Source organism: Ruegeria sp. D3, from assembly GCF_056534465.1.
Map to the genome: position 1 here is coordinate 306331 of NZ_JBQFPK010000001.1, position 26887 is coordinate 333217.

Annotated in this window: 21 protein-coding genes; 7 read left to right on the plus strand and 14 right to left on the minus strand. The window is 57.2% G+C overall.

Annotation, left to right across the window (positions count from 1 at the left end):
* Positions 1-29: 29 nt before the first annotated feature.
* Complete coding sequence (yajC, locus tag ACR0DX_RS01530; RefSeq protein ID WP_170325331.1) at positions 30-317, minus strand: preprotein translocase subunit YajC; 288 nt, start codon at positions 315-317, stop codon at positions 30-32.
* Positions 318-520: 203 nt separating this feature from the next.
* Here yajC and ACR0DX_RS01535 point away from each other — a divergent pair, with 203 nt between their 5' ends.
* The gene (locus tag ACR0DX_RS01535; protein WP_170354560.1) at positions 521-2182 is read left to right on the plus strand and encodes a mechanosensitive ion channel family protein; all 1662 of its coding nucleotides are present in this window, start codon (positions 521-523) and stop codon (positions 2180-2182) included.
* 72 nt (positions 2183-2254) lie between these two features.
* Positions 2255-3547 (plus strand): serine--tRNA ligase, encoded by a 1293-nt coding sequence (serS, locus tag ACR0DX_RS01540; protein WP_170354561.1) that lies wholly within the window; start codon positions 2255-2257, stop codon positions 3545-3547.
* A 55-nt stretch (positions 3548-3602) separates the two neighbouring features.
* Here the strand turns inward: serS and ACR0DX_RS01545 are convergent, their stop codons facing one another.
* From ACR0DX_RS01545 to ACR0DX_RS01565, 5 genes are all read right to left on the minus strand, one after another.
* Positions 3603-4178, minus strand: coding sequence for a helix-hairpin-helix domain-containing protein (locus ACR0DX_RS01545; RefSeq protein WP_170354562.1), 576 nt, complete (start codon positions 4176-4178; stop codon positions 3603-3605).
* A gap of 77 nt (positions 4179-4255) precedes the next feature.
* On the minus strand, positions 4256-5242 hold the full coding sequence (locus ACR0DX_RS01550; protein ID WP_170354563.1) for a fatty acid desaturase: 987 nt from the start codon (positions 5240-5242) through the stop codon (positions 4256-4258).
* A 165-nt stretch (positions 5243-5407) separates the two neighbouring features.
* Complete coding sequence (gene der / locus ACR0DX_RS01555) at positions 5408-6871, minus strand: ribosome biogenesis GTPase Der (RefSeq protein WP_170354564.1); 1464 nt, start codon at positions 6869-6871, stop codon at positions 5408-5410.
* A gap of 48 nt (positions 6872-6919) precedes the next feature.
* Positions 6920-8242, minus strand: a complete 1323-nt coding sequence (locus ACR0DX_RS01560) for a PQQ-like beta-propeller repeat protein (RefSeq protein ID WP_170354565.1) — start codon at positions 8240-8242, stop codon at positions 6920-6922.
* A gap of 41 nt (positions 8243-8283) precedes the next feature.
* A complete protein-coding gene (locus ACR0DX_RS01565; protein WP_170354566.1) occupies positions 8284-8955 on the minus strand; it encodes a hypothetical protein in 672 nt (223 codons plus the stop codon).
* A 225-nt stretch (positions 8956-9180) separates the two neighbouring features.
* Here ACR0DX_RS01565 and ACR0DX_RS01570 point away from each other — a divergent pair, with 225 nt between their 5' ends.
* On the plus strand, positions 9181-10413 hold the full coding sequence (locus ACR0DX_RS01570; protein ID WP_170354567.1) for an efflux RND transporter periplasmic adaptor subunit: 1233 nt from the start codon (positions 9181-9183) through the stop codon (positions 10411-10413).
* Complete coding sequence (locus ACR0DX_RS01575; protein WP_480844965.1) at positions 10410-14171, plus strand: efflux RND transporter permease subunit; 3762 nt, start codon at positions 10410-10412, stop codon at positions 14169-14171. The genes ACR0DX_RS01570 and ACR0DX_RS01575 overlap by 4 nt, the downstream gene beginning before the upstream one ends.
* Positions 14172-14204: 33 nt before the next feature.
* Here ACR0DX_RS01575 and ACR0DX_RS01580 read toward each other — a convergent pair whose 3' ends face one another.
* From ACR0DX_RS01580 to ACR0DX_RS01590, 3 genes are all read right to left on the minus strand, one after another.
* Entirely contained in the window at positions 14205-14603 is a 399-nt protein-coding gene (locus ACR0DX_RS01580; protein ID WP_170354569.1) for a DUF2147 domain-containing protein, read from the minus strand.
* Between the two features lie 40 nt (positions 14604-14643).
* A complete protein-coding gene (locus tag ACR0DX_RS01585; RefSeq protein WP_480844968.1) occupies positions 14644-16434 on the minus strand; it encodes an ABCB family ABC transporter ATP-binding protein/permease in 1791 nt (596 codons plus the stop codon).
* A 93-nt stretch (positions 16435-16527) separates the two neighbouring features.
* Positions 16528-17940, minus strand: coding sequence for a LysM peptidoglycan-binding domain-containing protein (locus ACR0DX_RS01590; RefSeq protein WP_170354571.1), 1413 nt, complete (start codon positions 17938-17940; stop codon positions 16528-16530).
* A gap of 126 nt (positions 17941-18066) precedes the next feature.
* Here ACR0DX_RS01590 and ACR0DX_RS01595 point away from each other — a divergent pair, with 126 nt between their 5' ends.
* On the plus strand, positions 18067-18630 hold the full coding sequence (locus ACR0DX_RS01595) for an LOG family protein (RefSeq protein ID WP_170724415.1): 564 nt from the start codon (positions 18067-18069) through the stop codon (positions 18628-18630).
* A gap of 35 nt (positions 18631-18665) precedes the next feature.
* Here the strand turns inward: ACR0DX_RS01595 and ACR0DX_RS01600 are convergent, their stop codons facing one another.
* Positions 18666-19118 (minus strand): host attachment family protein, encoded by a 453-nt coding sequence (locus tag ACR0DX_RS01600; RefSeq protein WP_170354573.1) that lies wholly within the window; start codon positions 19116-19118, stop codon positions 18666-18668.
* Positions 19119-19695: 577 nt separating this feature from the next.
* On the opposite strand from ACR0DX_RS01600, the gene ACR0DX_RS01605 reads away from it, so the two are divergent.
* The gene (locus ACR0DX_RS01605; protein WP_170354574.1) at positions 19696-20442 is read left to right on the plus strand and encodes a M10 family metallopeptidase C-terminal domain-containing protein; all 747 of its coding nucleotides are present in this window, start codon (positions 19696-19698) and stop codon (positions 20440-20442) included.
* A 199-nt stretch (positions 20443-20641) separates the two neighbouring features.
* On the opposite strand, the gene ACR0DX_RS01610 is transcribed toward ACR0DX_RS01605, so the two are convergent.
* Entirely contained in the window at positions 20642-21241 is a 600-nt protein-coding gene (locus tag ACR0DX_RS01610) for a superoxide dismutase (RefSeq protein WP_170354575.1), read from the minus strand.
* 100 nt (positions 21242-21341) lie between these two features.
* On the opposite strand from ACR0DX_RS01610, the gene ACR0DX_RS01615 reads away from it, so the two are divergent.
* Positions 21342-22103: an FkbM family methyltransferase gene (locus ACR0DX_RS01615; RefSeq protein ID WP_170354576.1), complete on the plus strand. Its 762-nt coding sequence runs from the start codon at positions 21342-21344 to the stop codon at positions 22101-22103.
* A 484-nt stretch (positions 22104-22587) separates the two neighbouring features.
* On the opposite strand, the gene ACR0DX_RS01620 is transcribed toward ACR0DX_RS01615, so the two are convergent.
* The 3 genes from ACR0DX_RS01620 to ACR0DX_RS01630 all read right to left on the minus strand — a co-directional run bounded on the left by ACR0DX_RS01620 (position 22588) and on the right by ACR0DX_RS01630 (position 26875).
* Positions 22588-23013: a hypothetical protein gene (locus tag ACR0DX_RS01620; protein WP_170354577.1), complete on the minus strand. Its 426-nt coding sequence runs from the start codon at positions 23011-23013 to the stop codon at positions 22588-22590.
* A 273-nt stretch (positions 23014-23286) separates the two neighbouring features.
* Positions 23287-23853: a sarcosine oxidase subunit gamma family protein gene (locus tag ACR0DX_RS01625; RefSeq protein ID WP_170354578.1), complete on the minus strand. Its 567-nt coding sequence runs from the start codon at positions 23851-23853 to the stop codon at positions 23287-23289.
* Complete coding sequence (locus ACR0DX_RS01630; protein ID WP_170354579.1) at positions 23846-26875, minus strand: sarcosine oxidase subunit alpha family protein; 3030 nt, start codon at positions 26873-26875, stop codon at positions 23846-23848. Before ACR0DX_RS01630 ends, ACR0DX_RS01625 begins: the two co-directional genes overlap by 8 nt.
* Positions 26876-26887: the final 12 nt, after the last annotated feature.

A 26887-nucleotide genomic window follows, 5' to 3' on the forward strand; every position in this document is an offset into this window, starting at 1 on the left:
CTGCCTTTTCAACGAGATATCGCGCGAAATTACTTCGCAGGCTCGGTCTTGTTCAGAACCTGAGCGATGGTCGATTTGACAACACGGACCTTGACGTTTTCAGCCAGCTCGACCTCAATCTCGTTCTCGCCTTCCTTGACCTTCGACACTTTGCCGATCAGACCACCTTGGGTGACGACCTGATCGCCCCGGCGCACGGCCTCGACCATGGCCTGATGTTCCTTCATCTTTTTCTGCTGCGGACGGATCAGCAAGAAATACATGATCGCAAAGATCAGGATCAGCGGGAGAAACTGGGCGATTGCGCCACCTTCCATGGGATATTCCTTTTGGTTTGGTGTTTGCGGAAAGGCCCGCAAATTTTGCGAGAACCTATTCTTTGAACTGACTGTTTGCAAGGAATGGCGGTACAGGTTTTTGCACCCAAACTTAGATAATGCGCAAAGATTTGGCCAAGCGTTGCAGTTAAGTCCTAGAAACAAGCGCTTGCGTCGATATAGTTGAACCGCGGGGGGGTCCAATGGCGCACATTCATCTGAAACTGGGATTGCTACTTCAGATACTGGTCACGACAGTATGGGTTTGCCTTTGTGCGGCGCCTGCTTCTGGTCAGGAAACGGTCGAAGTCCCTGTCGAAAATGAAGAACAATCCGAGACTTTCAAAGCACCCGTTATCGTAGACGGTGATACTCTGTTTTTCTTACGTGGTTCCAGTGCACTACCAGCATCGGAACGCGCCGAAGCAGTACAGGAAAAAATAATAGAAGCGGCCGAAGCTTCGGATAGCCTCGAAGTCACAATCACTTATGAGGATACTGAACTCGGCACACGCATACTGGTCGACGGACTGTCGGTATCGGTTGTGACAGTCGCCGACGCGGAACTGGAGCAAATTGAACTGGAAGTTCTCGGTTTTCTCCATGGCGAGGCCATTGAGCAAGCGATCCAGGCCTACAGGTCCAATCGAACTGATCAAGCGCGAGTTTCCGGAGCGATCGAAGCCACCGCATGGACAATCGGCTTTGCTATCTTTGTTGCCATAATCCTTTGGCTGCATCGCAGGATCAGACGCAAGACGCTGAAATTCGTACAACGTCATCTGAAGGACGTAGAAACCGCCACCGCAAAAAGCGTTCAGGCTGAAGCAATTGCCGCACTGGTGCGATATGGCCTGAATTTCGTTCTGCTGGTGATCTTCTTTCTGGGTTTCTACTATTATCTGTCCTTCGTGCTGCTCGCCTTTGCAGAAACCCGGTACTTCGCCCAGCTTCTGCTGACCTACCTGACTGAACCTGTTCTACTGATCTTCAAGGGCATCCTTAGTTACATACCCAACTTGATCATGCTGGGTCTAATCAGCTGGGTCACGCTTTACATCATTCGGGGCATGCGAGTGTTCTTTGACGCCGTCGAGGCCGGGTCATTCGATCTGGGGGATTTTGAAAAACACTGGGTGAGTCCAACTTTCAACATCGCACGCGTCGTCGTCATCCTGATCGCGCTGGTCTTTGCCGTTCCTTACATTCCGGGATCAGATTCCGCTGCTTTTCAAGGCTTGACCATTCTTGTAGGCGCGATGCTGTCACTAGGTGCGAACTCGGTCGTGTCGAACATGCTGGCCGGGCTGTTCGTCATTTACCGCCGCTCGACCTCAATCGGGGACCGCATTCAGATTGGCGACCACATTGGCGACGTGGTTCAGATCAAGCTGATGGAGACACATCTGAAATCCATCAAGAACGAACTGATCTCGATCCCCAACGCGCAGCTGATGAACTCGGACGTGGTGAATTTCTCAAAGAAAACCGATGGCAGCGGGCTGCTGCTGCACACCACCGTCGGCATCGGATATGAAGAACCGCCCGAAAAGGTCGAGGCCATGCTGATCGAGGCCGCCCGCCGAACCAAAGGGATCAAAGCCAAGCCCGAACCCTTTGTTTTGTGGACGGCTTTGGCCGATTACGCGATCAATTACCAGATCAACGGCTATAGCACGAGGGGCAGCATCATTCCCAAGATCCGATCCGACCTGCACCGCAATATTGTGGCCGTTTTTAATGAAAACGGAGTACAGATCATGACCCCATCTTACATGGCTGATCCACCCGAACCCAAGATCCCGGTCGAAGAATGGGATGGCCATCTGGCGCATGAATCCCACGAGGGCGCGGATAAGTCGTAACCGGTGCTACACCCTGCCTTTCAGATGGTGCATAAGCGGTCTCAGTGATTCACGCATTCAAGGATCTGAGACATGCACGACATCCGCGCCATTCGCGAAAACCCTGCCGCCTTTGACGCCGCCCTTGCGCGCCGTGGGGACGCGCCGGTGTCGTCGGACCTGCTGCGGTTGGACGAAAGCCGCCGCGCTAAAATTTTGGCCGCTGAGACCGCACAGGCCGAACAGAACAAGGCCAGCAAAGAGGTCGGTGCCGCCAAAGCGCGCGGTGATGAGGCAGAGTTCGAACGCCTGCGCGCGCTGGTCGCCGAGAAAAAGGCCGAGATCGCCCAAATGCAGACCGAGGCCAAGGATCTGGACGCGCTGCTCGCGGATCAACTGATCCGTATCGCCAATCTGCCCGCCGAGGATGTGCCCGAAGGCGCGGATGAAAACGACAATGTCGAGGTCAACCGCTGGGGCACCCCGCGCGAGCTGGATTTTGCCCCGAAAGAGCATTTTGAGATCGACGCCGTTCAGACCGGTATGGATTTTGAAACCGCCGCCAAACTCTCTGGCTCGCGTTTTGTACTGCTGTCCGGCGGCGTCGCCCGCATCCACCGCGCGTTGGCGCAGTTCATGCTGGACACGCATATCAACGAAAACGAACTGACCGAGGTGAACGGCCCCGTACTGGTTCTGTCGGAAATGATGCAGGGCACCGGCCAATTGCCGAAATTCGGAGAGGACAGCTATCAGACCCGCGAAGGCTGGTGGCTGATACCGACGTCTGAGGTTTCGCTGACCAATATCGTCAACGACACAATGATCGAGGAAAGCTACCTGCCCCGCCGCTATACCGCGCATTCCCTGTGCTTCCGGTCCGAGGCTGGCAGCGCGGGAAAAGACACACGCGGCATGCTGCGTCAGCACCAGTTCGAAAAGGTCGAGATGGTCTCGGTCACGCATCCGGACAATTCGGACGACGAGCAGAAACGCATGCTGCGCTGCGCCGAGGGTATTTTAGTGAAACTGGGCTTGCCTTACCGTACCGTGATCCTGTGCACCGGCGACATGGGCTTTGGCGCGCGCCGCACCTATGACATCGAAGCGTGGCTGCCCGGTCAGAACACGTATCGTGAGATCAGCTCGGTTTCGACCTGTGGTGATTTTCAGGCGCGCCGCATGAACGCGCGCTTCCGTCCAGAAGGCGGGGGTAAACCGGAATATGTCCACACGCTGAACGGCTCGGGTCTGGCGGTGGGGCGTTGCCTGATTGCGGTGCTGGAAAACGGCCAGAACGCCGATGGCACCGTCACCCTGCCCGAGGTGCTCTCTCCCTATCTTAGCGGCAAGCTGACGCTGCAAACGGACGGCACACTGGCATAAGAAAACCGGCGCGCCGCAGCCGCCGGTTACAACAAAATCAAGGGGCGAGGAGGTCTTACTTCTTCGCCTTTTTCTTATCCTTTTTCTTGCCGCCCTTCTTGTCATCTTTTTTCTTACTGTCTTTGGCTTTGTCGTCCTTTTTGGACTTTTTGCCCTTTTTCGTCTTGGCCTTCACCTTATCCTTGGCTTTCGAGAACACGGCTTCCATCTCGGCCCGTTTCTTCGCCGCCTTTTCAGCCTTGGCCTTAGCTTTGGCCTTTTTCTTTGCCTTTGCTTCTGCAGCTTCTGCTGCTGCTTTCTCCTCGGTCGCTTTGCGCGCCGCCTCTTGCGCACGCTTTTCAGCGGCGGCAGCGGCCACGGTCTTGCGAGCCGCAGGTTTACGTGTGGCCGGTTTGCGTACGGCCGTCCGACGTGCTGCAGGTTTGGCAGTTGGTTTGGTTGCAGGTATGGACGACACCGCCTCTTTCGCGGCGGCAATCAACAAAGGAGCGCGCGCCGCCCCAATTCGCGGGACCTTGACCAGATCAGCGGGGTTTGCCTTGGCAATGGCTTCGGCTGTCTTGAAGCCATTAGCTACAAGCGCTTTTCCCAACGCTTCGCCTACACCTTTGACATTGGTCACTGCGGTCATTCTTTATCCTTTCTTCATCACCCAAGGAATTGTATATACACAGAATATACAATTCCGCAAGCGATATGATCTATAGGCTAGCTGCTATGGGCCAGGTTCGTTGTCCGCGTCTTCTTTGGGAACGGTACCAGTCGTTTGGCATCCTCGTCCCACAGCTTGAGGTTCAGTGCCGCGACGGCCTCGGGGAACTTGATCCGGCGGGGCGTATATTCGGCAGGAAGGTTATAGTGGCATTCGCGCAGCCGATAGGATGGGATACGCGCATTGAAATGATGGATGTCGTGCAACGTGATGCAAGCGACAGCATTGTCGAACCACCAGCCGAAATCCAGCGCAGAGGAACCGTGCAAAGCTGCCAGCTTGGGGTCAAGGTCGGGACGGCGGTCCCAGTAGGTATCCTCGAAATTATGCTGGAGATACACGAGGAACACACCCAGCATCCCGCCCAGAAATGAGAACACAATCCATACCAAAATGCCGGTACCGCCAGCGATGAAGTAAAGCAGACCCAAAAATACGACGATCGACAGGTTATGCAGCACCACACCTGCCACCCCAAACCGGACAGTGTTTTTGGGCCAGCGATAACGAATGAAATAGGTAAACAACGCACCTACTGGAACCAGAATGAACGGATTGCGATAAAGCCGATAGAAAAAACGGGTTTTCCAGTCTGCCTCATTCCATTCACGCAGGGTCATGGTGTGGATTTCACCGGTTTCGCGATGTTCCAGATTGCCTATGCCCGAGTGGTGAAGGTTGTGGTTCTGCTTCATCACTTCAAAAGGGGCAAATGTGAAGGGGGACAGCCCGTGCCCCGCCCACTCGTTTTGCTGGCGCGTCTCGAACAGTGAGTGATGCCCGCAATCATGCTGCAAGACGTAAAGCCGCACAGCTGAGAAGGCAAAAACAACTCCGGCAGGGATCATGATGAACCATTGATCCACATATGCAATCGCCAGCGCCAGCGACGTAAAATAAACGGCAAAAGTTCCAAAGTAACTAAGTGCAGCAAGGCGATTGTCCTGCACTGCATATCGTCGTGTGTATTCCCTAAGATCCATCCAGCCCGCCCCTCACGATGGCCCGGTTCAATATCAATTTGAAATTAGGTGCGGAATCTCCGCATGCAACCCGTGCGTGCAAAAACAGATGCACGCGCTTGAATGCTAGCGCGCAGTTCGCGGCATGTCACGCCCTACCGCCGAAAATGCTGAAAATTGGCGCAGTTACGCGCGACCTTTGAGATGCTTGGCTAAAGCACCGGCGTTTTTCTTGCGCCGCCCCTTGTAGGGGTTCTTGTCACCCTGCCCGCGCAGCGTCAGGCGGATGGGTGTGCCGGGCATGTCAAAATCCTCTCGCAGACCATTGACCAGATAGCGGTTATAGCTTTCGGGCATCTTGTCAGGGTGCGAACACATCACCACAAACCCCGGCGGGCGGGTTTTGGCCTGTGTCATATAGCGCAGTTTGATTCGGCGACCTTGCGGCGCTGGCGGCGGGTGCTGCTCCAGCATTGCGGTCAGCCACCGGTTCAGCGCCGCAGTCGGTACACGGCGGTTCCACACATCATGGGCCCGCAGGATGGCAGCGCGCAAGCGCTCCAGCCCCCGGCCTGTTTTCGCAGACACGGTGATCAGAGGCGCGCCGCGCAACTGCGGCAGCAGACGTTCAAAGGATTCCTTGAGGTCGCGCAGTTTCTCTTGCTTGTCCTCTTCGATATCCCACTTGTTCACCGCGATCACGACCGCGCGGCCTTCACGCTCGGCCAGGTCGGCGATGCGAAGGTCTTGCTGTTCAAACGGAATCGCCGCGTCCAGCAGGACCACTACGACCTCGGCGAATTTCACCGCGCGCAGGCCGTCCGAGACGGATAGCTTTTCCAGCTTTTCCTGCACTTTTGCCTTTTTGCGCATACCCGCCGTGTCGAAAATCCGCATCGGCGTGCTATCGCCATCTGGGTCAGCCCAGTCAATACGCAGGCTGATCGCGTCGCGGGTAATCCCGGCCTCGGGGCCAGTCAGCAGACGATCTTCGCCCATGATCTTATTGATCAACGTAGATTTTCCGGCATTCGGGCGACCTACTACGGCCACCTGCAACGGCTTGGCCGCAGTGATCAGAGGCGTTTCGCCCTCACCATCTTCATCCAGTTCGATATCGGTTTCCGGTGCCTCATCCTGCGCCTGCTCTTCGGCCGCGTCGGCCAGAGGCATCAACTGGGTATAAAGGTCTGTCATCCCCTCGCCGTGTTCACCCGACAGGCGGACGGGTTCACCGAGACCCAGATTATAAGCCTCAAGCACACCGGCATCGGCGGCCGAGCCTTCGGCCTTGTTCGCCGCAAGGATCACATGTTTCGAACGTTTGCGCAGGATATCCGCGAAAAGCTCATCGGTCGGTGTCACGCCCACGCGTGCGTCGATCATGAAAAGGCAGACATCGGCCATGTCCACCGCACGCTCGGTCAGACGGCGCATCCGGCCCTGCAAGCTGTCATCGGTCGCGTCCTCAAGCCCAGCGGTGTCGATCACGGTAAAGCGCAGATCGGCCAGACGCCCCTCGCCTTCGCGCAGGTCTCGCGTCACGCCTGGCTGGTCGTCGACCAGGGCCAAGCGTTTGCCCACAAGGCGATTGAACAGGGTGGATTTGCCCACATTGGGGCGTCCCACGATGGCGAGGGTCAGCGACATGATACCAAACTTTCAAGACTCAGACGCGCCCTTTAGCGCATCTTTTCGTCAACGGAAAGCGTGTAGATCACCTTTGGTCGATACGACATACAGCGTCTGCCCCGCCACAACCGGCGCCGTTGTCGCCCCGCCAGGTACTTCCACACGGTTTAACAGTGTCCCGTCGACGGGATTGAAGAACCGTACAAAACCGTCGTTCGAGGCAACAACAATGCGCCCCCCAGCCAGAATGGGCCCATAATGCGCAACGATCGGTCCTCGGCGATTGGGCTTGTCCTTGACAAAACCCGGCAGATCCTGCGCCCAGATGATCGACCCATCGGACGAGTCCAGACGCACCAACTGGCTGCGGTCGCTGATCTGAAACAGGCTTCCGCCAACTGGCCATACAGTGTCAATTGCACCTTCATCGGCGGTCCATTTCCGCTCGCCCGATCCGATCTCGAACGCCACAGTCCGGCCCGAGTGGTTGCCGATATAAATAGTGTCCCCGGCCACCATCGGCCCTCCGGTCACATCCACGATCTGAGCCGCCGCCCGTCCACGACGCCCTCCAGCGACCGAAGCATTCCAGCGACGAATTCCGCCCTTGCGGAAAGTAGCCGCCACATCGCCGGACCCAAATGCAAACACCGCAAAATCCTGCGCGATCACAGGGGCCGGAGCCCCCAGAACATTACCCACGCTCGGTGTGCCTTGAATCTGCCAGGCAATGCGTCCGTTGCTGGTATCCACGGCCCAACCTGTTTCGTCCCCTGCGACCAGATAGAGCAGCCCATCGTTGACCAGTGGCGCGCCACTTCCTGTTGCGTTCAAGCGCTTTTGCCAGCGGATTGCCCCAGTCTTGCCATCCAGTGCTGTCAGACGGCCAAACCCGGACGACACGTAAAGCACCCCATTCGCATACGCCATTCCGCCGCCGGTTGCGTCCTCGTCACCATCATTTGCGGGAATAAGGTTCGTGCTCCAAGCTTTCTGACCCTGGGTCGAGGTCGCGGTCACATTAGCCTCGGAATCAAGCGTGTAGATCAATCCGCCTGCGACGACGGGCTCTGCTGTGATCCGTTGTTTGCGCGAATCCCCTTTCCCAATCGACGCCGACCAAACCCGTTGAGGGGTCGCGCGCAGTTGCGGGTGCGTTGTACGATAGGCAACAGTGCCGGGACTTTGCGACCAATTGGCGTTGGCCTGTTGTGCCGGCAGGCTGATCGGTTTCGATCCGCGTGTCTCGACTGCTTCATTGTCCGAAGCTGGACGAATATCCTCGCGGACGCCGGGCAGGATGACCTGAGGTTCCTCACATGCCGCCAAAAGCGTGACAGAGGCCAATGCGACCGACACTCCAACGCGAGAAAAGAGACTTGTTACCATGATGATCCGAACTCGTCTGTCAGTGTTGTTTGCGCCGCAGTTCAGCCCTGACGGGCCACCAAGGGTTCCGGTACGCCCCCAAGGGCCACAATCAGTTGCGCAGCGCGCTGCTGCAGGTCAGCACCGATCTCGGCATCTTGGCGCAATGTCTGCAACCGTTCGATAGCCGCATCGGTGTTACCCTCGGCGACGTCTATCAGCGCCAGCTGTTCTTCAGCCAGCAACCGCAGCGGTGCACCGGGCGCAGCCAGCGCTTCGAATTGTTGGCGGCGGTCTGCCGCGGGCATCGTATCGCTTTGCAACAGCAGCGCTTTGAAAGCGGCAATTGCACGGTAGATTTCTGGCAGGTCCCCCTGAACCGCAATCGTGTTCAGGCTATCCACTGCATCCTGCTCGGATCCGGCTTCAACCTGTGATGCGGACAGCAGCATGTTTAGAACAGCGTCACCACCCGGCGAGGCACTCTCGACTGCTGCAAGATCAGTCGCGCGTTCACCCGAGTCGTTCTTTGCCAGCGCCGCAAGAATCGCGTCGCCTAAATCCTGAGCCTGCGAAGTTGCCCGCGATTTGCGGATTTCGTTGAACGCGGCACCGCCGACGATAAGAACCACAAGCAGGACACCAATCCACCCCCACCGGCGCAACAGCAGGTAAAGGCGGTCTCGGCGCACCTCTTCGGTCACCTCATCAATAAAACTGTCGACGTCGCTCATCCCTGCCCTCCGGGCTGTGTCAGTAGTGTATGGCGCCATGTCATACCCCGGCACCCTTGCCAAGCCAAGGGTCGGAATTCGCACATTTTCACCCTATCCCGTCAGGGTTGCGCAAAAATGTGAACCAAACTATTCAGTTCAGCGTAGAAAAGATACATAATCAGGCCCACATTTATGCCTGAGCGCCGAAGAAATCTTGGCGAAGAATTCTGGGAGAAATTCTACATGCGTTTGATTTCAATGGTAAATGCCTTGCTCGTTGTCGTCGCACTGTTTCTGCTAGTTTTCGAACGCGACGCCCTTTTCGCTTTGGCTGGCCGTGCAGAAGCCGACGAAAATGTTGCTTCTGACGCACAAGGTGAGGCTGTTTCGGGGGCTTCTCAGGCCGTCGTCGGTGTTGTTGCCGTTAGGTCATCCGCACGCGAAATTGACAGTGCTGTTCTGCTGCGTGGGCAGACGAAAGCCAACCGGCAGGTCGAAGTTCTGGCCGAAACAACCTCTACCGTGATCTCAGATCCCAAACGCAAAGGCAGCTTTGTGAAAGCCGGCGACTTGCTGTGTGAACTTGATCCGGGCACGCGTCCAGCCAGCCTGGCCGAGGCCATGGCGGGCAAGCTGGAGGCCGAAAGCCGTATCCCCGAAGCCGAAGCCCGTCTGGAAGAGGCGCACGCCCTGGTCGCAGAGGCCGAGATCAATCTGACCGCCGCCGAGCGCCTGTCTGAAACCGGGTTCGGCTCGGAAACACGCAAAATTTCAAGCCAGGCGGCCATGCGCACAGCCGAGGCGGGGATCAAGACCGCCGAGGCTGGGCTTGAGGCGACCCGCGCAGGCATAGAAGCCGCCATCGCCGAAGTCGAAGCCGCGCGGCGCGAAATTGATCGTCAGACCATTGAGGCACCTTTTGACGGCCTGCTGGAAAGCGATACGGCTGAACTGGGTAGTCTCATGCAACCGGGGTCTTTGTGTGCGACCGTGATCCAGCTGGACCCGATCAAGCTGGTTGGCTTTGTCCCCGAAGCCGAGGTCAACCGTGTGATTGTCGGGTCCGAGGCCTCGGCAACATTGGTGACCGGGCTGCAGGTCGCCGGTCGCGTCACATTTCTGAGCCGATCGGCCGACGAAACCACGCGGACCTTCGAAGTTGAAGTTACCGTTCCCAACCTCGATCTTTCGATCCGCGACGGTCAGACTGCGGATATCCGCATTGCCGCGGAAGGCGCCAAAGCCCATCTGCTGCCGCAATCGGCCCTGACCCTGAACCACGAAGGAAAAGTGGGCATACGGACGATCGGCAGTGGCAACGTGGTCGACTTCAAGCCTGTCAGTCTGCTGCGCGACTCGTCAGAGGGCGTGTGGTTGGGGGGGTTACCCGAAACCGTTGACGTGATTGTTGTTGGTCAGGAATTCGTAACCAGCGGTGTGACGGTTGAGCCTACATACAAGGAACCCTCCGAATGACCGGTATCGTCAGTTGGGCCGCTGGCCGGGCCCGCATGGTCCTCGCCTTTATCGCGATTTCGCTGGTGATCGGTGGTTTTGCCTATGTTGGCCTGCCCAAGGAAGGCGAGCCGGACATCGAAATCCCTGCCCTGTTCGTTTCGGTTCAGTTTCCAGGGATCTCGGCCGAAGACTCTGAGAACCTTCTGGTCAAACCGATGGAGACCGAACTGGCCGACCTGGACGGCTTGAAAGAGATGACCTCGACGGCGGCAGAAAGCTATGCCGGGGTCGCGCTCGAGTTCGACTTTGGCTGGGACAAGACAGCCATCATGGCCGATGTGCGCGACGCGATGAACAGCGCTCAGGCCGAGTTTCCGGACGGGGCCGAACAGTATTCCCTAACCGAGATCAACTTTTCCGAATTCCCGATCGTGATCGTCAACCTGACCGGAGCAGTCCCCGAACGCACGATGGCGCGCGTTGCCAAAGATTTGCAGGACGATCTTGAGGCCATGGACTCGGTTCTGGAAGCCGGCATTGCGGGCAACCGGGACGAACTGCTTGAGGTCATCATCGACCCGTTGCGGCTTGAGGCTTATGACGTCACGGCCGCTGAATTGATCAACGTCGTCCAGAACAACAACCAACTGATTGCAGCCGGTGAGGTCGAAACCGAACAAGGTACCTTCTCGGTCAAGATTCCTTCATCGTTCAAAACGGCTCAGGACGTGTATGACCTGCCGGTCAAGGTGAACGGTGACCGCGTCGTCACGATGGGAGAGCTGGCGCAGATCAATTATACGTTCGAGGATCGCGAAGGCACTGCCCGGTTCAACAGCGAATCCACCGTCGCCTTGCAGGTGGTCAAGCGCAAGGGCTTCAACCTGATCGACACGGTTGAAGACGTCAAAAAGACCATTGCCGAGGCTCGCACTAAATGGCCGCCCGAGATGCAGGCCGCGATCCAGCTTGGCACATCGAACGACCAAAGCCGCATCGTCGGATCAATGGTTAGTCAGCTCGAAGGCTCGGTCCTGACGGCGATTGCACTGGTTATGATTGTGGTGTTGGCCGCATTGGGTACACGTGCAGCCCTGCTGGTCGGGTTCGCCATTCCGACCTCGTTCCTTTTGTGTTTCGCCTTTCTTGCAGTCATGGGTGTCAGCATCTCAAACATCGTTATGTTTGGTCTGATCCTTGCGGTGGGCATGCTGGTCGACGGCGCGATCGTTGTCGTGGAATATGCTGACAAACGCATCAAGGACGGCGTCGGGCCAATGCACGCCTATGTCGAAGCCGCCCAGCGGATGTTCTGGCCCATCGTGTCCTCGACCGCGACAACGCTGTGCGCGTTTCTGCCCATGCTGTTCTGGCCCGGTGTACCGGGTGAGTTCATGGGCATGCTTCCGGTCACCCTGATCTTTGTTCTGTCAGCCTCGTTGATCGTTGCCCTAATCTACCTGCCGGTCATGGGCGGTGTTTCGGGCCGTCTGAGCCGTATGTTTGACCGCGCCTCGCACTGGCTACGTGCGCGGTTCTCATGGAACATGCGCGCCCTGATGGTGCCGCCCGCCCTTCTGCTGATGTTCCTGGGCGCGATGCAAATGTTGAACCCAGCCTTCCTGATCCCTGCGGGTGGCCTTTTGCTGGGCGCGGTTCTGTTCATCCTCGGAGCTTTTGCTGGGTCGATCACTCTGAGCGCGATCAAGATCGAGCGCGCTCCGGATCCGCATGTACATACTGTGCGCGAACACACTCCGTTCGGGCATGTCATCAAATTCCTGGTTGGCAACCCGATCATGCCGGTCGTTTCCATCGTCGTCGTTGCCATTCTGGTGATGGCGGTCATGTTCGCCTACGGCAATAACAACCGCGGGGTCGAGTTCTTTGTCGAAAGCGAGCCGGAACAGGCCACGGCCTATGTCCGCGCGCGGGGCAATATCTCGTTGGCGGAAAAAGACGAGATGGTGCTGGCTGCCGAGCAAATCATTGGTGCCCATCCTGCGGTCATCAATGTATTTTCGTTTGCGGGTGAAGGGGGGCTGAACCAGAACAACGGTGGCGCACAGGCACCGGCCGACACGATCGGTCGCGTACAGTTCGAGATTATCCCGTGGGAGGACCGCCCTACCCTGTCCGAGCCGATCCTCTTTGGCCTTTTGGACCGCCAGACGATCGCTCCGGAGTATGACGGTGACTTCGTTCTGGATCAGTTAAACGCGGAACTGGCGACGTTGCCAGGGATTGTGGTCGAAATCCTGCCCTTGGAACAAGGCCCGGCTTCGGCTAAACCGGTGCACCTGCGCATCAAGGGCGACAACCGAGAGCAGCTGACAGCCGCCACTACTGCCGCGCGGGCGGTGTTCGATAGAACTCCCGGCCTGATCAAGATCGAGGACACCCTCCCGCTGCCGGGTATCGACTGGCAGATTGACGTAGACGTCGCAAAAGCGGGCCGGTTTGGCGCAGATGTAGCGACCGTAGGGGCGATGGTGCAACTGGTCACGCGCGGCCTTTTGCTGGGCGAAATGCGCCCCGAAACGGTCGATGAAGAGATCGAGATCCGTGTCCGCCTGCCCGATGAAGATCGCGTCTTGTCGACGCTAGATACTCTGAAAGTCCGGACAGCCGACGGACTTGTCCCGCTTTCCAACTTTGTCACCCGCCAGCCGGTTGCAAAACTGGCCGAGATCAACCGTGTCGACCAGCAGCGATACTTCGATGTGAAGGCGGATGTGGAACCGGGCCTCAGCAAGGTTACAACTCAGGCCGCTGACGGTACCTCCACAAGGTTGGCCGTGCTGCGACAGGTCGCTGAAGACACGACTGCAACGGATCTCAGCCTGACTGGCACCAACGGTGTTGAATACGATGTTGTGTTGCTGTCTGGGTCCGAGGACGTGGGCGCCCTTCAGGCGTTGATCGACGAAGGGTCCGCGTCGATCTCGCCGGTGAACCCCAACGAACGCATTGCAGCGCTGACAGAATGGCTGGACACGAACCCCTTTGGTCCGGCGATCTCTTGGGAATGGACCGGCGACCAAGAGGAACAGGCCGAATCCGGGGCTTTCCTTGCCAATGCATTCTTGGGTGCGCTGGGGTTGATGTTTGTGATCCTGTTGGCGCAATTCAACAGCTTATACAACTCGGTTCTGGTGCTGTTGGCGGTGGTGCTGTCGACCACCGGTGTGTTGCTGGGCATGATGGTTATGCAGCAACCCTTCTCGATCATCATGACGGGGACAGGGATCGTAGCTTTGGCCGGGATCGTGGTGAACAACAACATTGTTCTGATCGACACCTATCAGGAATACAGCCGCTACATGCCTCGGATCGAGGCGATCATCCGCACCGCCGAGGCCCGTATTCGTCCTGTTCTGCTAACCACCCTGACCACTATGGCAGGTCTGACCCCGATGATGTTCGGCCTGTCGCTGGACTTTATCAACGGTGGTTATTCCATCGACAGCCCGACTGCGCTGTGGTGGAAGCAACTTGCAACAGCCGTGGTCTTTGGTTTGGGAATTGCCACCATCCTGACCCTGATCGTCACGCCATCATTCCTTGCCCTGCGCGTCTGGGTTTCGACCTATGCAGTGTTGCTTGCGAAACTTGTGGTCCGTGCGTCCAGCGGTCAGTCCAGCCAGGTCGCCAAAGACATGGAGACCGATAAAGCTGCACTTGAAGCACAATCGGCCGAAGTGATCTGGGACGACAAACCCGAAGACCCGCGCAAGGACACTCCACCGGGGTCACCTCTTAGGGCCGCTGAGTAATACATCGGGGTCGGCAGTGCCGGCCCCGCTTCTTTACAGGCGCGTCCAGGATTGATGAGCGCAGATATGATGCTCGCAGCCCTTCACCCGCAAAGTATCGCCCTCAAGCGTCATCTGCGGCACGGCATCAACGTCAATCAGGGGAACCCAGAATTCGCCCCCTCCGTATTTGCCATTGCCTTCGCTGGTCACATCCCAAAACAGTTTCTTACCGATGTTGGGCGTCTGAACCTCTTTGCCCGACGCGTCATACGCCGACAGGATTTGCCCGCAAAACGCATCGCCACACGCGGTGATCTTGATGTGCGACGTCAGGTTCTTGCGATCCGGCTCGGTCTTCCAGACGCCTATGATCGGGTCATCTCCGGCCCAAGCTGCACTGCATGTCAGCGTCGCCACGCAAACAAAGGATATCCACGAAAACTGACGCATTCCAACACCTCCGGAGAATATCCCGAAGTCTAGCACAAGATTACGCTGCTTGCGCATCCGATTGCTGCCGGTTCCACAATTGCGCGTACCGACCTTCAAGCTGCAGCAATTCGTCATGAGTGCCTTGTTCTATGATCTCGCCACGCTCCAACACAACAATACGATCGGCCTCGGCGATTGTGCTAAGACGATGGGCAATGGTTAGCACCGTGCGTCCTTTGCCAGCTTGGGCCAACGCGTCCTTGATCTCTTGCTCAGTGTCGGTATCCAGCGCCGAGGTCGCTTCGTCCAGCAAGAGGATCGGAGGGTTCTTGAGCAACGTGCGCGCGATCCCTACCCGCTGCTTTTCCCCGCCTGACAGTTTCAGCCCACGTTCCCCAACCTTAGTGTCATACCCTTCGGGCAAAGTAACGATAAAGTCGTGGATTTGCGCCGCTCTTGCGGCGGCTTCGACATCCTCTTGTGTGGCACCATTGCGGCCGTACGCGATGTTGTAGCGGATCGTATCGTTGAACAATACGGTATCCTGCGGGACAACTCCAATGGCCGAATGCAGGCTGGTTTGAGACACGTCCCGTACGTCCTGCCCGTCGATTTTCAATGCCCCGCCGGTCACATCATAGAACCGAAACAGCAGACGCCCTATTGTGGATTTACCCGACCCTGTTGCCCCCACGATTGCCACAGTCTGCCCCGCAGGAACGGTCAACGACACGCCCTTCAGGATTTCACGGTCAGGATCATACCCGAACCGGACATCCCGCAGCGTCACCTCGCCGCCAGTCACATCCAGCGCGGGCGCATTGGGCTTATCCGTTACCTCGGCCGGCTGCTCTAACAGATCGAACATCTGCCCCATATCAACCAGAGCCTGCCGGATCTCACGATAGACCGTTCCCAGAAAGTTCAAAGGCACTGTAATCTGGATCATGTAGGCATTCACCATCACGAAATCGCCCACGGTTAATGTACCCGCTTGCACGCCTAGCGCGGCCAGCACCATGACCCCGATCAACCCACAGGTAATCAGGAAGGACTGCCCGAAATTCAGGAAAGCCAATGAGTACGCCGTTTTGAGCGCGGCCCCAGCGTAAGCCTTCATCGACACGTCATAGCGTTCAGCTTCGCGTTCTTCCGCATTGAAATACTTGACGGTTTCAAAATTCAGCAGACTATCGATGGCGCGTTGGTTGGCTTCGGTGTCCTGATCGTTCATCTCACGGCGCAATTTTACGCGCCATTCAGTCACCGCAAAAGTGAACCAGATGTAAAGCGCGATGGTGACCGCGACCACAACCAGATACCACACGTCGAACAACCACATAAGGATGATCGCAACCAATAGCAGCTCAAGGATCAAAGGCCCGATAGAGAACAACAGGAATCGCAGCAGAAAATCGACCCCCTTGACGCCACGCTCGATGATCCGGCTAAGGCCACCGGTACGGCGGGTCACGTGATAGCGCATCGACAATTGGTGTATGTGCTGAAAGGTCTCAAGCGCCAAGGCCCGCAATGCCCGCTGACCGACAGGTGCAAACGCCGCATCTCGCAACTGCTGGAACCCCACCGTCATCATCCGCGCAACACCGTAAGCGACCGTCAGCCCAACGGCTCCGAGTGCAAGCGGAGGCACCCCCTCGGCGGCAAGGCTGTCAACCGCGCCCTTGTAAAGGATGGGCGTGTAGACAGCGATCAGCTTGGCGATAACCAACATACTCATGGCGATAACGACACGTCGTTTCACCCATGGCTCATCCTCGGGCCATAGATAGGGAGCGACCTTGCGGATCGTTCGCCAGCCGGAACGGCGTTCGTCGACCTTGGGCATGTCTTCAGAATGCATATGGGCTGCTCGTCTCATCACGTACCAAAACTGCGGTCAGAGATTGGCCCCTGACCCAAGAGGGTCAGAGGTACAGGATTACTCGGGAATGGTGAAGACCTGCCCTGGATAGATCAGATCAGGATCACGGATCGCATTGCGGTTGGCTTCGAACACACGCACGAACAAAAGCCCATCCCCATAGCGATCACGCGAGATTGCCCACAACGTGTCGCCCTCCTGAACAGTGACCGAACGGATGACCGGCGCATCGGGTGCGGCAGACCCATTGGCGGTATCAGCAGCACGCAGAACCTCTAGCGGTTCGCGTTTGAAGGGCGTCTCAAGACGGCTGACGACGGTTCCGTCCGTACCGACCTCATCCACCCGCAGGGTGTAAACACCGGGGTCGACCCCCTCAAGCTCGCTGCGCCACTTACCGTCATCGGTTGGCGGCAAATCCGCAACCAATCGGTTGTTCAAGTAAAGGCGCACCACCGAACCGTCAGGTACGCGGCCCGTCAACTCGACATCACCGGCGTCAGAATACCCGATAGTGTCCAGTGCAACCTGATCCGATGCGTTGTCCTGCGGAGACGCAGGTTGCACCAGCTCAACCCCGTCTTCACCCGAACGCAGTATCGCAACCTGTTGATTTTGGGTTTCTTCCTGCACAGGCTCTTCCGGAGCGTCAGGCACAGCATCCGCGGTCGGAGCGGTTTCCGCTTGCGCGGTGTCAAGCTGTTCGCCGCCCTGTGTCGGGGCGCTCGTCTCGTTCTGTTCATCGTCGGACTGCTGACTGGCGCTCGCGACCTGATCATCCTCGGGCGCTGACGTCTCGGTCTGCGCAGTTTCAGCACCTGCCGAAGAGGATTCCTGCGATTCGGGCGTTGCTAGCGCGTCTTCAGCGGGTTCAGCCGCCGCAATTTCGACCTTGGGCTCGGGCAAGGCGGCGATCAAGTAGTCATCCGACCGGACCGGCTGATCGCCTCTGTCTGTCTCCAACACAAGCCCCCGCGCGGTGTTGGCGAACGGGATCGTGACGAATACGGCAAACTCGCCGCTGCCGTCGACCGTAAAGCTGTGCAGAGTTTCCCCATCCAGCAGGACGCGCACCAAAGCACCTGGCTCAGCCGAGCCGGACAGAACCGCGTTCCCGTCCGGTTCAACGAAAATCTGATCAAGAGTCGGCGGTGACAATTCGGGCGCCGCTTCAGTTTCTGCTTGGGCCGTTTCGGCTTTCGGCTCTGCGGGAGTCTCGGTCTCTTCCGCTTCTGTGTTTTCCGAAGGGCTTGGTTTGCTGCCTTCACCCTCGGACACGGCCGCGCTTTGCTCTGTTGCGGTGTCTTGAACCGGCTGATCGACTACATCCGTTTGAGCGCCCGACCCTTCGGGCTCTTGGTCAAACACCCCGGACATATAGGCCCCCGTGGCCCCGACCAGAACCAGTATCCCGATGATCACCCCCCAGGTGACAGGACCGGTGCTTTCGCTTCCCGACTTGGCGTCCATTTTTTTCCTTTCACTCCGCAGCGCAAATGCTTTGACTTTCACACATTCTGCGTGACGGTTGAGCCAATCTATCAATCCCGCTATCAGGGGTCAAAACCGCAGTTACAACCCCGGAGAGCCTATATAATGACCCAGAAATCCGTCTGTGTGTATTGCGGGTCACGCAATGGTGTTAATTCGGCCTATGCACAGGCTGCGCGCACATTCGGGCAGCACCTTGCCAAAGAAGGCTGGCGTCTGGTCTACGGCGCCGGAGATGTGGGGCTGATGGGAGAGGTCGCCCGCGCCACACAAGACGCAGGAGGCGACACGTTCGGCGTCATCCCAGTTCACCTTTTGCAGCGCGAGGTTGGCAAGACCGACCTGACCCGTTTTGTGATCACCGAAACGATGCACGAGCGTAAGAAGGTCATGATCATGAACGCGGATGCGGTTGTCGTCCTTCCCGGCGGCCCCGGATCGCTGGACGAGCTGTTCGAAGCGTTGACATGGCGCCAGTTGGGCCTGCACGACAAACCCATTCTGGTGATGAACGTGGACGGGTATTGGGACGCCCTGCACGATCTAGTGCAGCAGGTCATTGGTCAGGGCTTTGCCGACGCTTCGCTGGGCGATTTCATTACGTGGGTCGACGGGCCGGAAACGGCCATGGCAAATCTGCGGACACTGTTGGCCGCCTCCAGGGGATAAGCAGGCGAGCGTGTCGCCTGCTTTCGGAATTTAGTCTAAGTTGCAGGCTTCAAACGGTTAATCAAAACCTGCTCGACCTTATGGAGTGGGTGGTTGGTCAAAGTCTTGTCAACTTCGGCCACGACCTTGCCCAGCACTTCGCTGTGCAGACGCCGACGCAAAAGGCCCAGGACATGAGGGCTGGCGACCAGGACAAGCCGTTTATACGCTCCCTTCAACCCCTTTCGGTTCAACAGGTTAGCAACGTCTTGCACGAACAGAGACTTTGCCTGCGCTTTCCACTTGGGTTCTTCAACCGCGGATTTCTGGTTCGGACCAGCATCAGCGCGCCGCCCTGCCCGATCCGATGGTCGGCCTGCCGGCCCGTCGGTCTCTTCGACGGAAACAATCATCAAATTCGGGTCTTCCGCGTCCGTAATGTTCTCCATGAACAGTGCTTTTTCGCCGTCAGCAATGACAATCCAAGTTCCCTGTGAAAGTGCGACCATCGTGATCTCCTGTTGTGGTTTTATGTGACCATCCCTTGTTCAACGGACATAGGTATCCCTTTGCGCGCCAACGGTTTTTCAGCGCGCTGCTTGAGCTTTTTTAGTAGATTGGCGGTTCTCTCCCTCCGCCTAATATAGCTAGGGACGACCGGGGCCCGTACAATACTCATTCAGATTAATTCGAATTTATCGGCGGGAAAATACCGATGGGTACGCTACCGAACCAGAAGCGGATGAAGATGCTAATATGCGAACCGGCAAACAAAGTTTGCCGCACAGTGCAACCAATTCAATTTCTGCCCTGCGAGACAAAGCTGCCGTTGGCCGCACCGCAGCACGCCTTACCCGAATGATTGTCCGGTTGGCGGACATTGGTGCCATTCGAGGAAAGCCTTTAGCCCACGCTCTCAAAATTCCGCTTGCTAAATCTGAACTTTGACGGGGACACGAAACCCTCAAGCTCCGGTCGACCGAAATCAATGGCGGTAGACGTAGTCAAACCGATGCTGTACCGTGAGCCGACGGCAGAACAGGCAGAAGCAAGTCCTTACTATTTCCGGGGGGGGGGGGGGAGATAATGCCGCGAAAACCACCGAAAAACGATAGCGAAAGCTCTGTAATTTACTTAGACGTGCTTGCGTCCAAAAAGAACTTCGATAGCTTTATAGATCACCTTTATACTGACGAGGAGAATGTTCCTCACTTCGATTTTTATTCCGCCAAAGGAAAACAGGCTCCGGTTCATGTTGTTGGCAGCGATGTCAGTGAGGATGTTATTCTCACTGACTTGGACGATGTCGCCGAAATGGGTGACGGTAACGATGTGGTCGTCGGACTGTATGGGAATGATACGATCTCGGGCGATGACGGTGACGACTACTTGTTCGGAGATACGGATTGGGCAGTTGGCTTCGGCCAGAACTCCGACGATGTTTTGAACGGCGGAGCAGACGACGACCTGATCGTAGGCGACGCTCCGAACCTGTACGGCGACACTGTCGGAGGTAACGATATCATTGTCGGAGGAACTGGAAACGACGACCTCTGGGGAGATGGTTCTCTCTTTGAACAGGCCCAAGGAGGAGCCGACAGTTTCGTTTTTGAACCGGACAGTGGGCTAGATACCATCCATGACTTTGAGGTGGGAAAAGATAAGCTGGATATTTCCGGGTATGGTATTGCCGAGACAGAGTTCTTGTCGCTGGATATTCAAGAGATAAACGGTAATACCATCATCGACCTTGATGGCACCGCTTTGGACTTGAACGAAATTACACTTCTAGGAGTCGTCGGTGTAAGTGCTGATGATTTCGTCTTTGCCTAGTGTGGAAAGTCGCGTGAACCACCATTGATGCAGTCATTCGCTGCGCTTGATCCAAACGTCTCCTTTGGGCTCAAAGTGGTCATAGAAATGAAGAATGCTGCCGATTCCTCAACCTCCTGCAGCAACCGTTAATTTCAAAAGAAAAAGGCCTGCTCACTTACGCAAGCAGGCCCTCAATAACGTACTACCCGTCAGCCGATCACATCCGCGAGGCGACGTTTTCCCAGTTGACCAGATTGTCTAGGAAGTTGGTCAGGTAGGCCGGACGCTTGTTGCGGAAGTCGATGTAGTAGGAATGCTCCCACACATCGCAACCCAGCAACGCGGTCTGACCAAAGCACAACGGGTTCACGCCGTTTTCGGTCTTGGTGACAGCCAGCGAGCCGTCTGCGTTCTTGACCAGCCACGCCCAGCCCGAGCCGAACTGGCCAGCACCTGCAGCGCTGAACTGCGACTTGAATTCGTCAACCGAACCAAAGCTTTCGACCAGAGCCTTCTCCAGCTCACCGGGCATGGCGTTATCGCCGGGGCCCATCATCTCCCAGAACTGGTTGTGGTTCCACAACTGGCTGATGTTGTTGAAGATACCGTTCTGGGCGACAGCATTTGCGTCATAGGTGCCCACGATGATCTCTTCCATCGACTTGCCGTCCCATTCGGTTCCGGCGATCAGCTTGTTGCCGTTGTCGACATAGGCCTTGTGGTGCAGGTCGTGGTGATATTCCAATGTTTCCGCGGACATGCCCTTGGCTGCCAGCGCGTCATGTGCATAAGGAAGATCAGGAAGTTCAAAAGCCATCTCGGCCCCCTGTTGAAATGATTGTTGCGGTTCCAAAGGTTAAATGCTTTGGCAACGGCCATAGGTCAAGGGCAGAGACAAGAAAACCCGGAGGTCCGCGATGCTGACACAGGCGCGCAAGATGTTTTACCGCGCCCGCGGATACTATTCAGGCAGTCTGAATGGAGAACCGTTTCGACTGGACCCCTACCATTCGAAATTCTGGCGCAAAGCCACTGCTGGCCTGTGGGAGCCCGAGACTTTTGCCGTGTTGGATGCTCATCTGAAACCCGAAAGCGATTATTTGGATATAGGTGCATGGATCGGCCCCACCGTTCTTTACGGCGCGCGGCGCGCGCGACATGTATGGTGCTTTGAGCCTGACCCCACAGCTTACCGGTACCTGGCCTGGAACATGGATTTGAACAACGTCCGCAACGTCTCGGCCTTTGGCGTAGCCCTGTCGGATCGGTTCGGCGTTGCACGTATGGCCTCGGTAAGGGGAGAGCCCGGTGATTCCACCAGTTCCCTTTTGCATGACGCGGCTCATGGCAGTGATGCGCTGACCATTGCCTGGGATCAGTTCGAAGCCGCGACCGACCTGTCCAGTGTGTCGCTCGTTAAAATGGATATCGAGGGGGCAGAATACATGGTTCTGCCCAGCCTTATTCCGTATCTGAAAGTGACCCGCCCCGCGCTTTATCTTTCTACCCACGCGCCGCTTTTGCCCGAGGCGCAACGTCAGGATCGAATGGCCAAACTGGCGGATTTGTTGTCGTTTTACCCATCTTGCCGCAATGCCAACGGCGAAGAGGTCGGGGAGCAAGCCCTGACTGCGCCAACGTCGTTGAACGGTTTTCAGTCGTTTGTCTTCAGCGCTTAAGCTTTTTCCCAGCCGCTTGTAGATCTAAAACAAGGTAGGCGCGGATATCGGTTGGCAGCGCCCAATTCCACTGGGTCGGTTTCCCAAATTGGCCTGCGGGAAACTTGCCGACATCTTTAACTTGTTCGTCTCGGGGTCGACTGTCGCAGTATAGGACACACGGTATTGGCGCGTAGAGTTTGAGGACAGCGTAAGGCGCCATGACAATCGGTATTCGCCTTTTCGCGTGAGTTTGAACTTGGCATTTGCTGGTGTGTTTTCATCAATCCGCGCAAGCTCATTGGCAGAGCGGATTGCGCCATCGAACGCCCGCGCGCGTTTTTGTCAGCATCGACACTCAGCAAGACAACCGGAGGAATCCATCCTTGCGCTTCCAAGCTGTGTAACTCGCACTCATAATTCACAATGCCCGCCTGAGCAGACACCGTACACATGACAGCTGCCATCGCATACAAAAACTGTTTCAAAATCCTAGTCTCCTAAATCAGGATTTAGGGGTTCCAAAAGCTTTGCAACGTCCTTTTGCAAAACCGTCGCGCGCCGCATATGCGGATACAGTGGAAGACTTTGTAATCGCTTTCATCGTTCTGCAATCCAAAGCAATCGAGAACTCCTGATCCCTCAGATCGATTGCATCAATACGCGATTCATTACCTGCATACGTTCTTCCCGTGGCCGCATACAAATAGGTCTGACCGACCGACGCGATCGACAATTTGATCGGAGAATCTAGTCGGATTCGGCCCGACCCTGTGTCAGTTACGATGCCCGGAATCTCGGCCTCATGCAGCAGAGCGGAACGCCCGAATTCGTCCACTGGAAACACCACTTTCTCAGGTGTCGGACGATTCGCCAGGCCTTTGCCGAATGTGCACTCCAAAGTTTCTTTATTTGTCTCAGCCAAAACCACAGCTGGCGATACGATCAATGCGGCACAAACCGCGGTCATTCTTAGTGAAATCATTAGTTCCGTGTACCCTAGCAGCACTGTTGAACACTATCGGCACTCCACACGTCAGACGTGATAATATCAGTCAACACTCCAACAATGCGTGTCGTTTGAAGGAAATCCATTCTTACGTCACGAACTAAGCTAATCCGATCAATCACAACTGTGCTGTCGCGGCAACAAAAAGGGCCACCAGGTTCCCTGGCAGCCCAAAAATCAAGCATTTAAAAATGCTTAGTAAACACCAACCTCACTGCCCGGTTGCGCCGCAACCTTAAGCAGTTTGAACGCGTAGTCTGCGACTGATCGGAAGCAAACCACGCGGAAGGTCTCGGCGTCGTCCATCCAGAACGCGCCCGCAACCTGCGCCAAACGCGAGCGGCGGATCTGGCCGGGCTGGAAGGCATCTGCCGACAAATCAACCGGAGCCAGCTTGCCCATTACCTCACGCGCAGAAGATCCCGAAACGCAGAACACCGCCCTGGCATCCGAGACGTTCACGGCCAGCGCATGTGCGCCGCTAAGCGTTTCGGTCATCTGCGCCAGTTTGGCGTTCACCTCTGAATAGGGCACCAGCACCAGCAATTCGTCCGGAGACATCCAGCACACGCCGGTATCCCCGTTGACGCTTGCCTCGCGCTGACCGGGCACTTTCTGCCCGGTAGCGTCCTTGACGGCCTTGGCCAGTACCTTGTCGGACAGATCGCCGCGCAGGGTGATCATCCCCTGCAGGCCGCATTCCGCGACCTTGGCGATGCCGTCATAACTGGCGTGGTTCAGTGCGCTGATGGGTTCAGACATTCTGCTTCTCCCCGTCCTTGTCGTAGAAGATCTGATCGACGATCTTGGCTTTGTAGGTTTTGCCGTCGGTACCCGGGAACTCGACAATCTCGCCCATCCGGTCAGGACCGTGCTTGATCAGGCCCATGGCGATGCCTTTGCCCAGATTGGCCGAGTAATAGGTCGAGGTCACACGCCCGATCATGTTACGCTGACCGTTGGCATTGACGCCCTCGCCCACTGCGTAGGCACCGTCGGGAATGACAGAACCATCCACAGTCTCAAGTCCGACCAGTTTCCAACGGTCCGGATCGGCCATATGGGTGCGCGTGTGAGCGCGCTTGCCCAGATAGTCCTCTTTCTTTTTCGACAGCGCCCAGTGCAGCCCCAGATCCTGCGGGATCACGGTGCCGTCGGTCTCGTCGCCGATCATGATAAAGCCCTTCTCGGCCCGCAGGATGTGCAGACATTCGGTGCCATAGGGCATCACGCCCAGCTCCTGACCTGCGTCCATCAGCGCATCCCAGAAGGCCTGCCCTTGCGATGCGGGAACCGCGATCTCATAGGACAGCTCGCCCGAGAACGAGATGCGATAGGCGCGTGCGTCGAATTCGCCGATCTTGCCGTCACGCCATTCCATGAAGGGCAGCGCCTCTTTCGACAGATCCATGCCGCCGCCCGCTTTCGCGTTCAGCTTCTCCAGCACCTTGCGGGCATTGGGGCCGACCACGGCGACCTGAGCGTATTGCTCAGTTACGTTGGCAACGTAGACTTTCCAGTCCCACCATTCGGTCTGCAGCCACTCTTCCATGTGACCATGGATACGCTCAGCCCCGCCGGTGGTGGTGTGGCACAGCCATGTATCTTCGTCGATGCGCGCGACAACACCGTCGTCGATCAGGAAGCCGTTCTCGGAACACATCAGGCCATAGCGGCATTTGCCGACCTTCAGCGTGGACATCATGTTGGTGTACAACATGTCCAGGAACTTGCCCGCATCGGGGCCTTTGACGATCAGCTTACCCAGGGTCGAGGCGTCCAACAGGCCGAGGTTTTCACGGGTATTCTTCACCTCGCGATTAACCGCGTCATGCACGGATTCACCGGGACGCACATAGGCATAGGTCCGACGCCAGTGGCCGACCGGCTCCCAATCAGCGCCGTTCTTGTTATGCCAATCATGCATCGGAGTCTGGCGGATCGGCTGGAACACCTCACCGCGCGCTTCGCCACCGATCGACGCCAGCGAGATGGGCGTATAGGGCGGGCGGAAGGTGGTGGTGCCGACCTTCGGAATCTCCGAATCCAGTGCATCAGCAAGGATCGCCAAGCCGTTGATGTTGCTCAACTTACCTTGGTCGGTCGCCATGCCCAGCGTGGTGTAGCGCTTGGTGTGTTCGACGCTTTCGTAACCTTCGCGCGCCGCAAGCTGAACGTCAGAGACTTTGACGTCGTTCTGGAAATCCAGCCACGATTTCATCCGCAAACCGATCTCGGCATTCGCAGGCATCAGCCAGACCGCCGCCATCGGAGCCTCAGCCGTGGTCTCACCGACCGGAGCTTTGGTGCGTTTTGCTGTGAACCCGGCCGCCTTGGCCGCTGCTTTACCCGCCGCATCCGCGTCGGCCAGAACGTCGCTCAGCGCCAGCGGGCCATTCGACGAGCCCGCGGCCAGCACGAACCCTTCGCCATCAGCACCAAGCGGAGGCCGCGACGGATCAGGACGGAAATGTGCCTGCGCCTCGTCCCAGATCAGCTTGCCGCCGCAATGCGACCACATGTGCACGACCGGAGACCAGCCGCCCGACATGGCGACCGCGTCGCATTCGACCTCTTCACGTGCGCCACCGATGCCTTCTTGATTGCAGATGGCAACTTTCTTGACGCGCTTGCCGCCCTTGACCTTGGCAATCGCTTTGCCGGGGTCAACGCGGATACCGAGTTCGCGCGCCTCATTCGCCAGCGGACCAGCCGTGTCACGTGCATCGACCACACGCAGCACATCCACGCCCGCTTTCTTGAGGGTGATCGCGGTGCGATAGGCGTCGTCGTTATTGGTGGCGACGATCACGCGGTCACCGGGGGTCACGCCCCAGTTCACCACATAGTCGCGCATGGCCGAGGCCAACATCACGCCCGGCACATCGTTGCCCGCAAAGGACAGCGGACGCTCGATCGCGCCGGTGGCGGTAACAACCTGTTTCGCGCGGATGCGCCACAGCCGGTGCCGTGGGCCTTGGGTGCCCGGCTTGTGGTCTGTTACACGCTCATAGCCAAGCACGTAACCGTGGTCATAGACGCCCGCCCCCATGCAGCGGTTGCGCATAGTAACGTTACCCATTGTTTCGAGTTCTGAAACTAATTGTTCCACAAACTTATCCACAGAGCCATCATCGATGGTGCCGCCATCAATAGGTGCACGGCCGCCCCAATGCGCGGTCTGCTCGATCAGCATGACCTTGGCACCAGATTGTGCCGCAGCTTTGGCAGCCTGCAAGCCGGCCACACCGCCACCGATCACCAAAACATCAGTGAAGGCATAAAAATGCTCATAGGTATCGGCGTCGCGGTTGTCCTTGTCAGGCGCTTTGCCCAGGCCAGCGGACTGTCGGATGAATGGCTCGTAGACGTGTTTCCAGAACGGCTTCGGATGGATGAACATCTTGTAATAGAAGCCAGCTGGCAAGAAACGCGACAGATGGGTGTTGATCGACCCGATGTCGAATTCGAGGTTCGGCCAGTGGTTCTGCGAGACGGATGTCAGACCGTTGAATAGCTCAGTCGTGGTGGCGCGCTGGTTCGGTTCGAACCGGTTGCCCTCGCCCAGACCGACCAGAGCGTTTGGCTCTTCTGCGCCGCTGGCGACAACACCACGCGGACGGTGATACTTGAACGACCGGCCCATCATCATCTGGTCGTTGGCCAGAAGAGCCGAGGCAAGAGTGTCGCCCTCATAGCCCTGCATGGAGGTGCCGTTGAAGGTGAAGGTAACCTGTTTTGACCGGTCAATCAGCCGGCCTTGATTTGCGAGACGGGTGCTCATGATGCGGACCTT

Bases quoted from the DNA above. Each gene is read 5' to 3' on its own strand.
- yajC (WP_170325331.1), bottom strand. From the start codon at position 317: ATGGAAGGTGGCGCAATCGCCCAGTTTCTCCCGCTGATCCTGATCTTT.
- ACR0DX_RS01535 (WP_170354560.1), top strand. From the start codon at position 521: ATGGCGCACATTCATCTGAAACTGGGATTGCTACTTCAGATACTGGTC.
- serS (WP_170354561.1), top strand. From the start codon at position 2,255: ATGCACGACATCCGCGCCATTCGCGAAAACCCTGCCGCCTTTGACGCC.
- ACR0DX_RS01545 (WP_170354562.1), bottom strand. From the start codon at position 4,178: ATGACCGCAGTGACCAATGTCAAAGGTGTAGGCGAAGCGTTGGGAAAA.
- ACR0DX_RS01550 (WP_170354563.1), bottom strand. From the start codon at position 5,242: ATGGATCTTAGGGAATACACACGACGATATGCAGTGCAGGACAATCGC.
- der (WP_170354564.1), bottom strand. From the start codon at position 6,871: ATGTCGCTGACCCTCGCCATCGTGGGACGCCCCAATGTGGGCAAATCC.
- ACR0DX_RS01560 (WP_170354565.1), bottom strand. From the start codon at position 8,242: ATGGTAACAAGTCTCTTTTCTCGCGTTGGAGTGTCGGTCGCATTGGCC.
- ACR0DX_RS01565 (WP_170354566.1), bottom strand. From the start codon at position 8,955: ATGAGCGACGTCGACAGTTTTATTGATGAGGTGACCGAAGAGGTGCGC.
- ACR0DX_RS01570 (WP_170354567.1), top strand. From the start codon at position 9,181: ATGCGTTTGATTTCAATGGTAAATGCCTTGCTCGTTGTCGTCGCACTG.
- ACR0DX_RS01575 (WP_480844965.1), top strand. From the start codon at position 10,410: ATGACCGGTATCGTCAGTTGGGCCGCTGGCCGGGCCCGCATGGTCCTC.
- ACR0DX_RS01580 (WP_170354569.1), bottom strand. From the start codon at position 14,603: ATGCGTCAGTTTTCGTGGATATCCTTTGTTTGCGTGGCGACGCTGACA.
- ACR0DX_RS01585 (WP_480844968.1), bottom strand. From the start codon at position 16,434: ATGCCCAAGGTCGACGAACGCCGTTCCGGCTGGCGAACGATCCGCAAG.
- ACR0DX_RS01590 (WP_170354571.1), bottom strand. From the start codon at position 17,940: ATGGACGCCAAGTCGGGAAGCGAAAGCACCGGTCCTGTCACCTGGGGG.
- ACR0DX_RS01595 (WP_170724415.1), top strand. From the start codon at position 18,067: ATGACCCAGAAATCCGTCTGTGTGTATTGCGGGTCACGCAATGGTGTT.
- ACR0DX_RS01600 (WP_170354573.1), bottom strand. From the start codon at position 19,118: ATGGTCGCACTTTCACAGGGAACTTGGATTGTCATTGCTGACGGCGAA.
- ACR0DX_RS01605 (WP_170354574.1), top strand. From the start codon at position 19,696: ATGCCGCGAAAACCACCGAAAAACGATAGCGAAAGCTCTGTAATTTAC.
- ACR0DX_RS01610 (WP_170354575.1), bottom strand. From the start codon at position 21,241: ATGGCTTTTGAACTTCCTGATCTTCCTTATGCACATGACGCGCTGGCA.
- ACR0DX_RS01615 (WP_170354576.1), top strand. From the start codon at position 21,342: ATGCTGACACAGGCGCGCAAGATGTTTTACCGCGCCCGCGGATACTAT.
- ACR0DX_RS01625 (WP_170354578.1), bottom strand. From the start codon at position 23,853: ATGTCTGAACCCATCAGCGCACTGAACCACGCCAGTTATGACGGCATC.
- ACR0DX_RS01630 (WP_170354579.1), bottom strand. From the start codon at position 26,875: ATGAGCACCCGTCTCGCAAATCAAGGCCGGCTGATTGACCGGTCAAAA.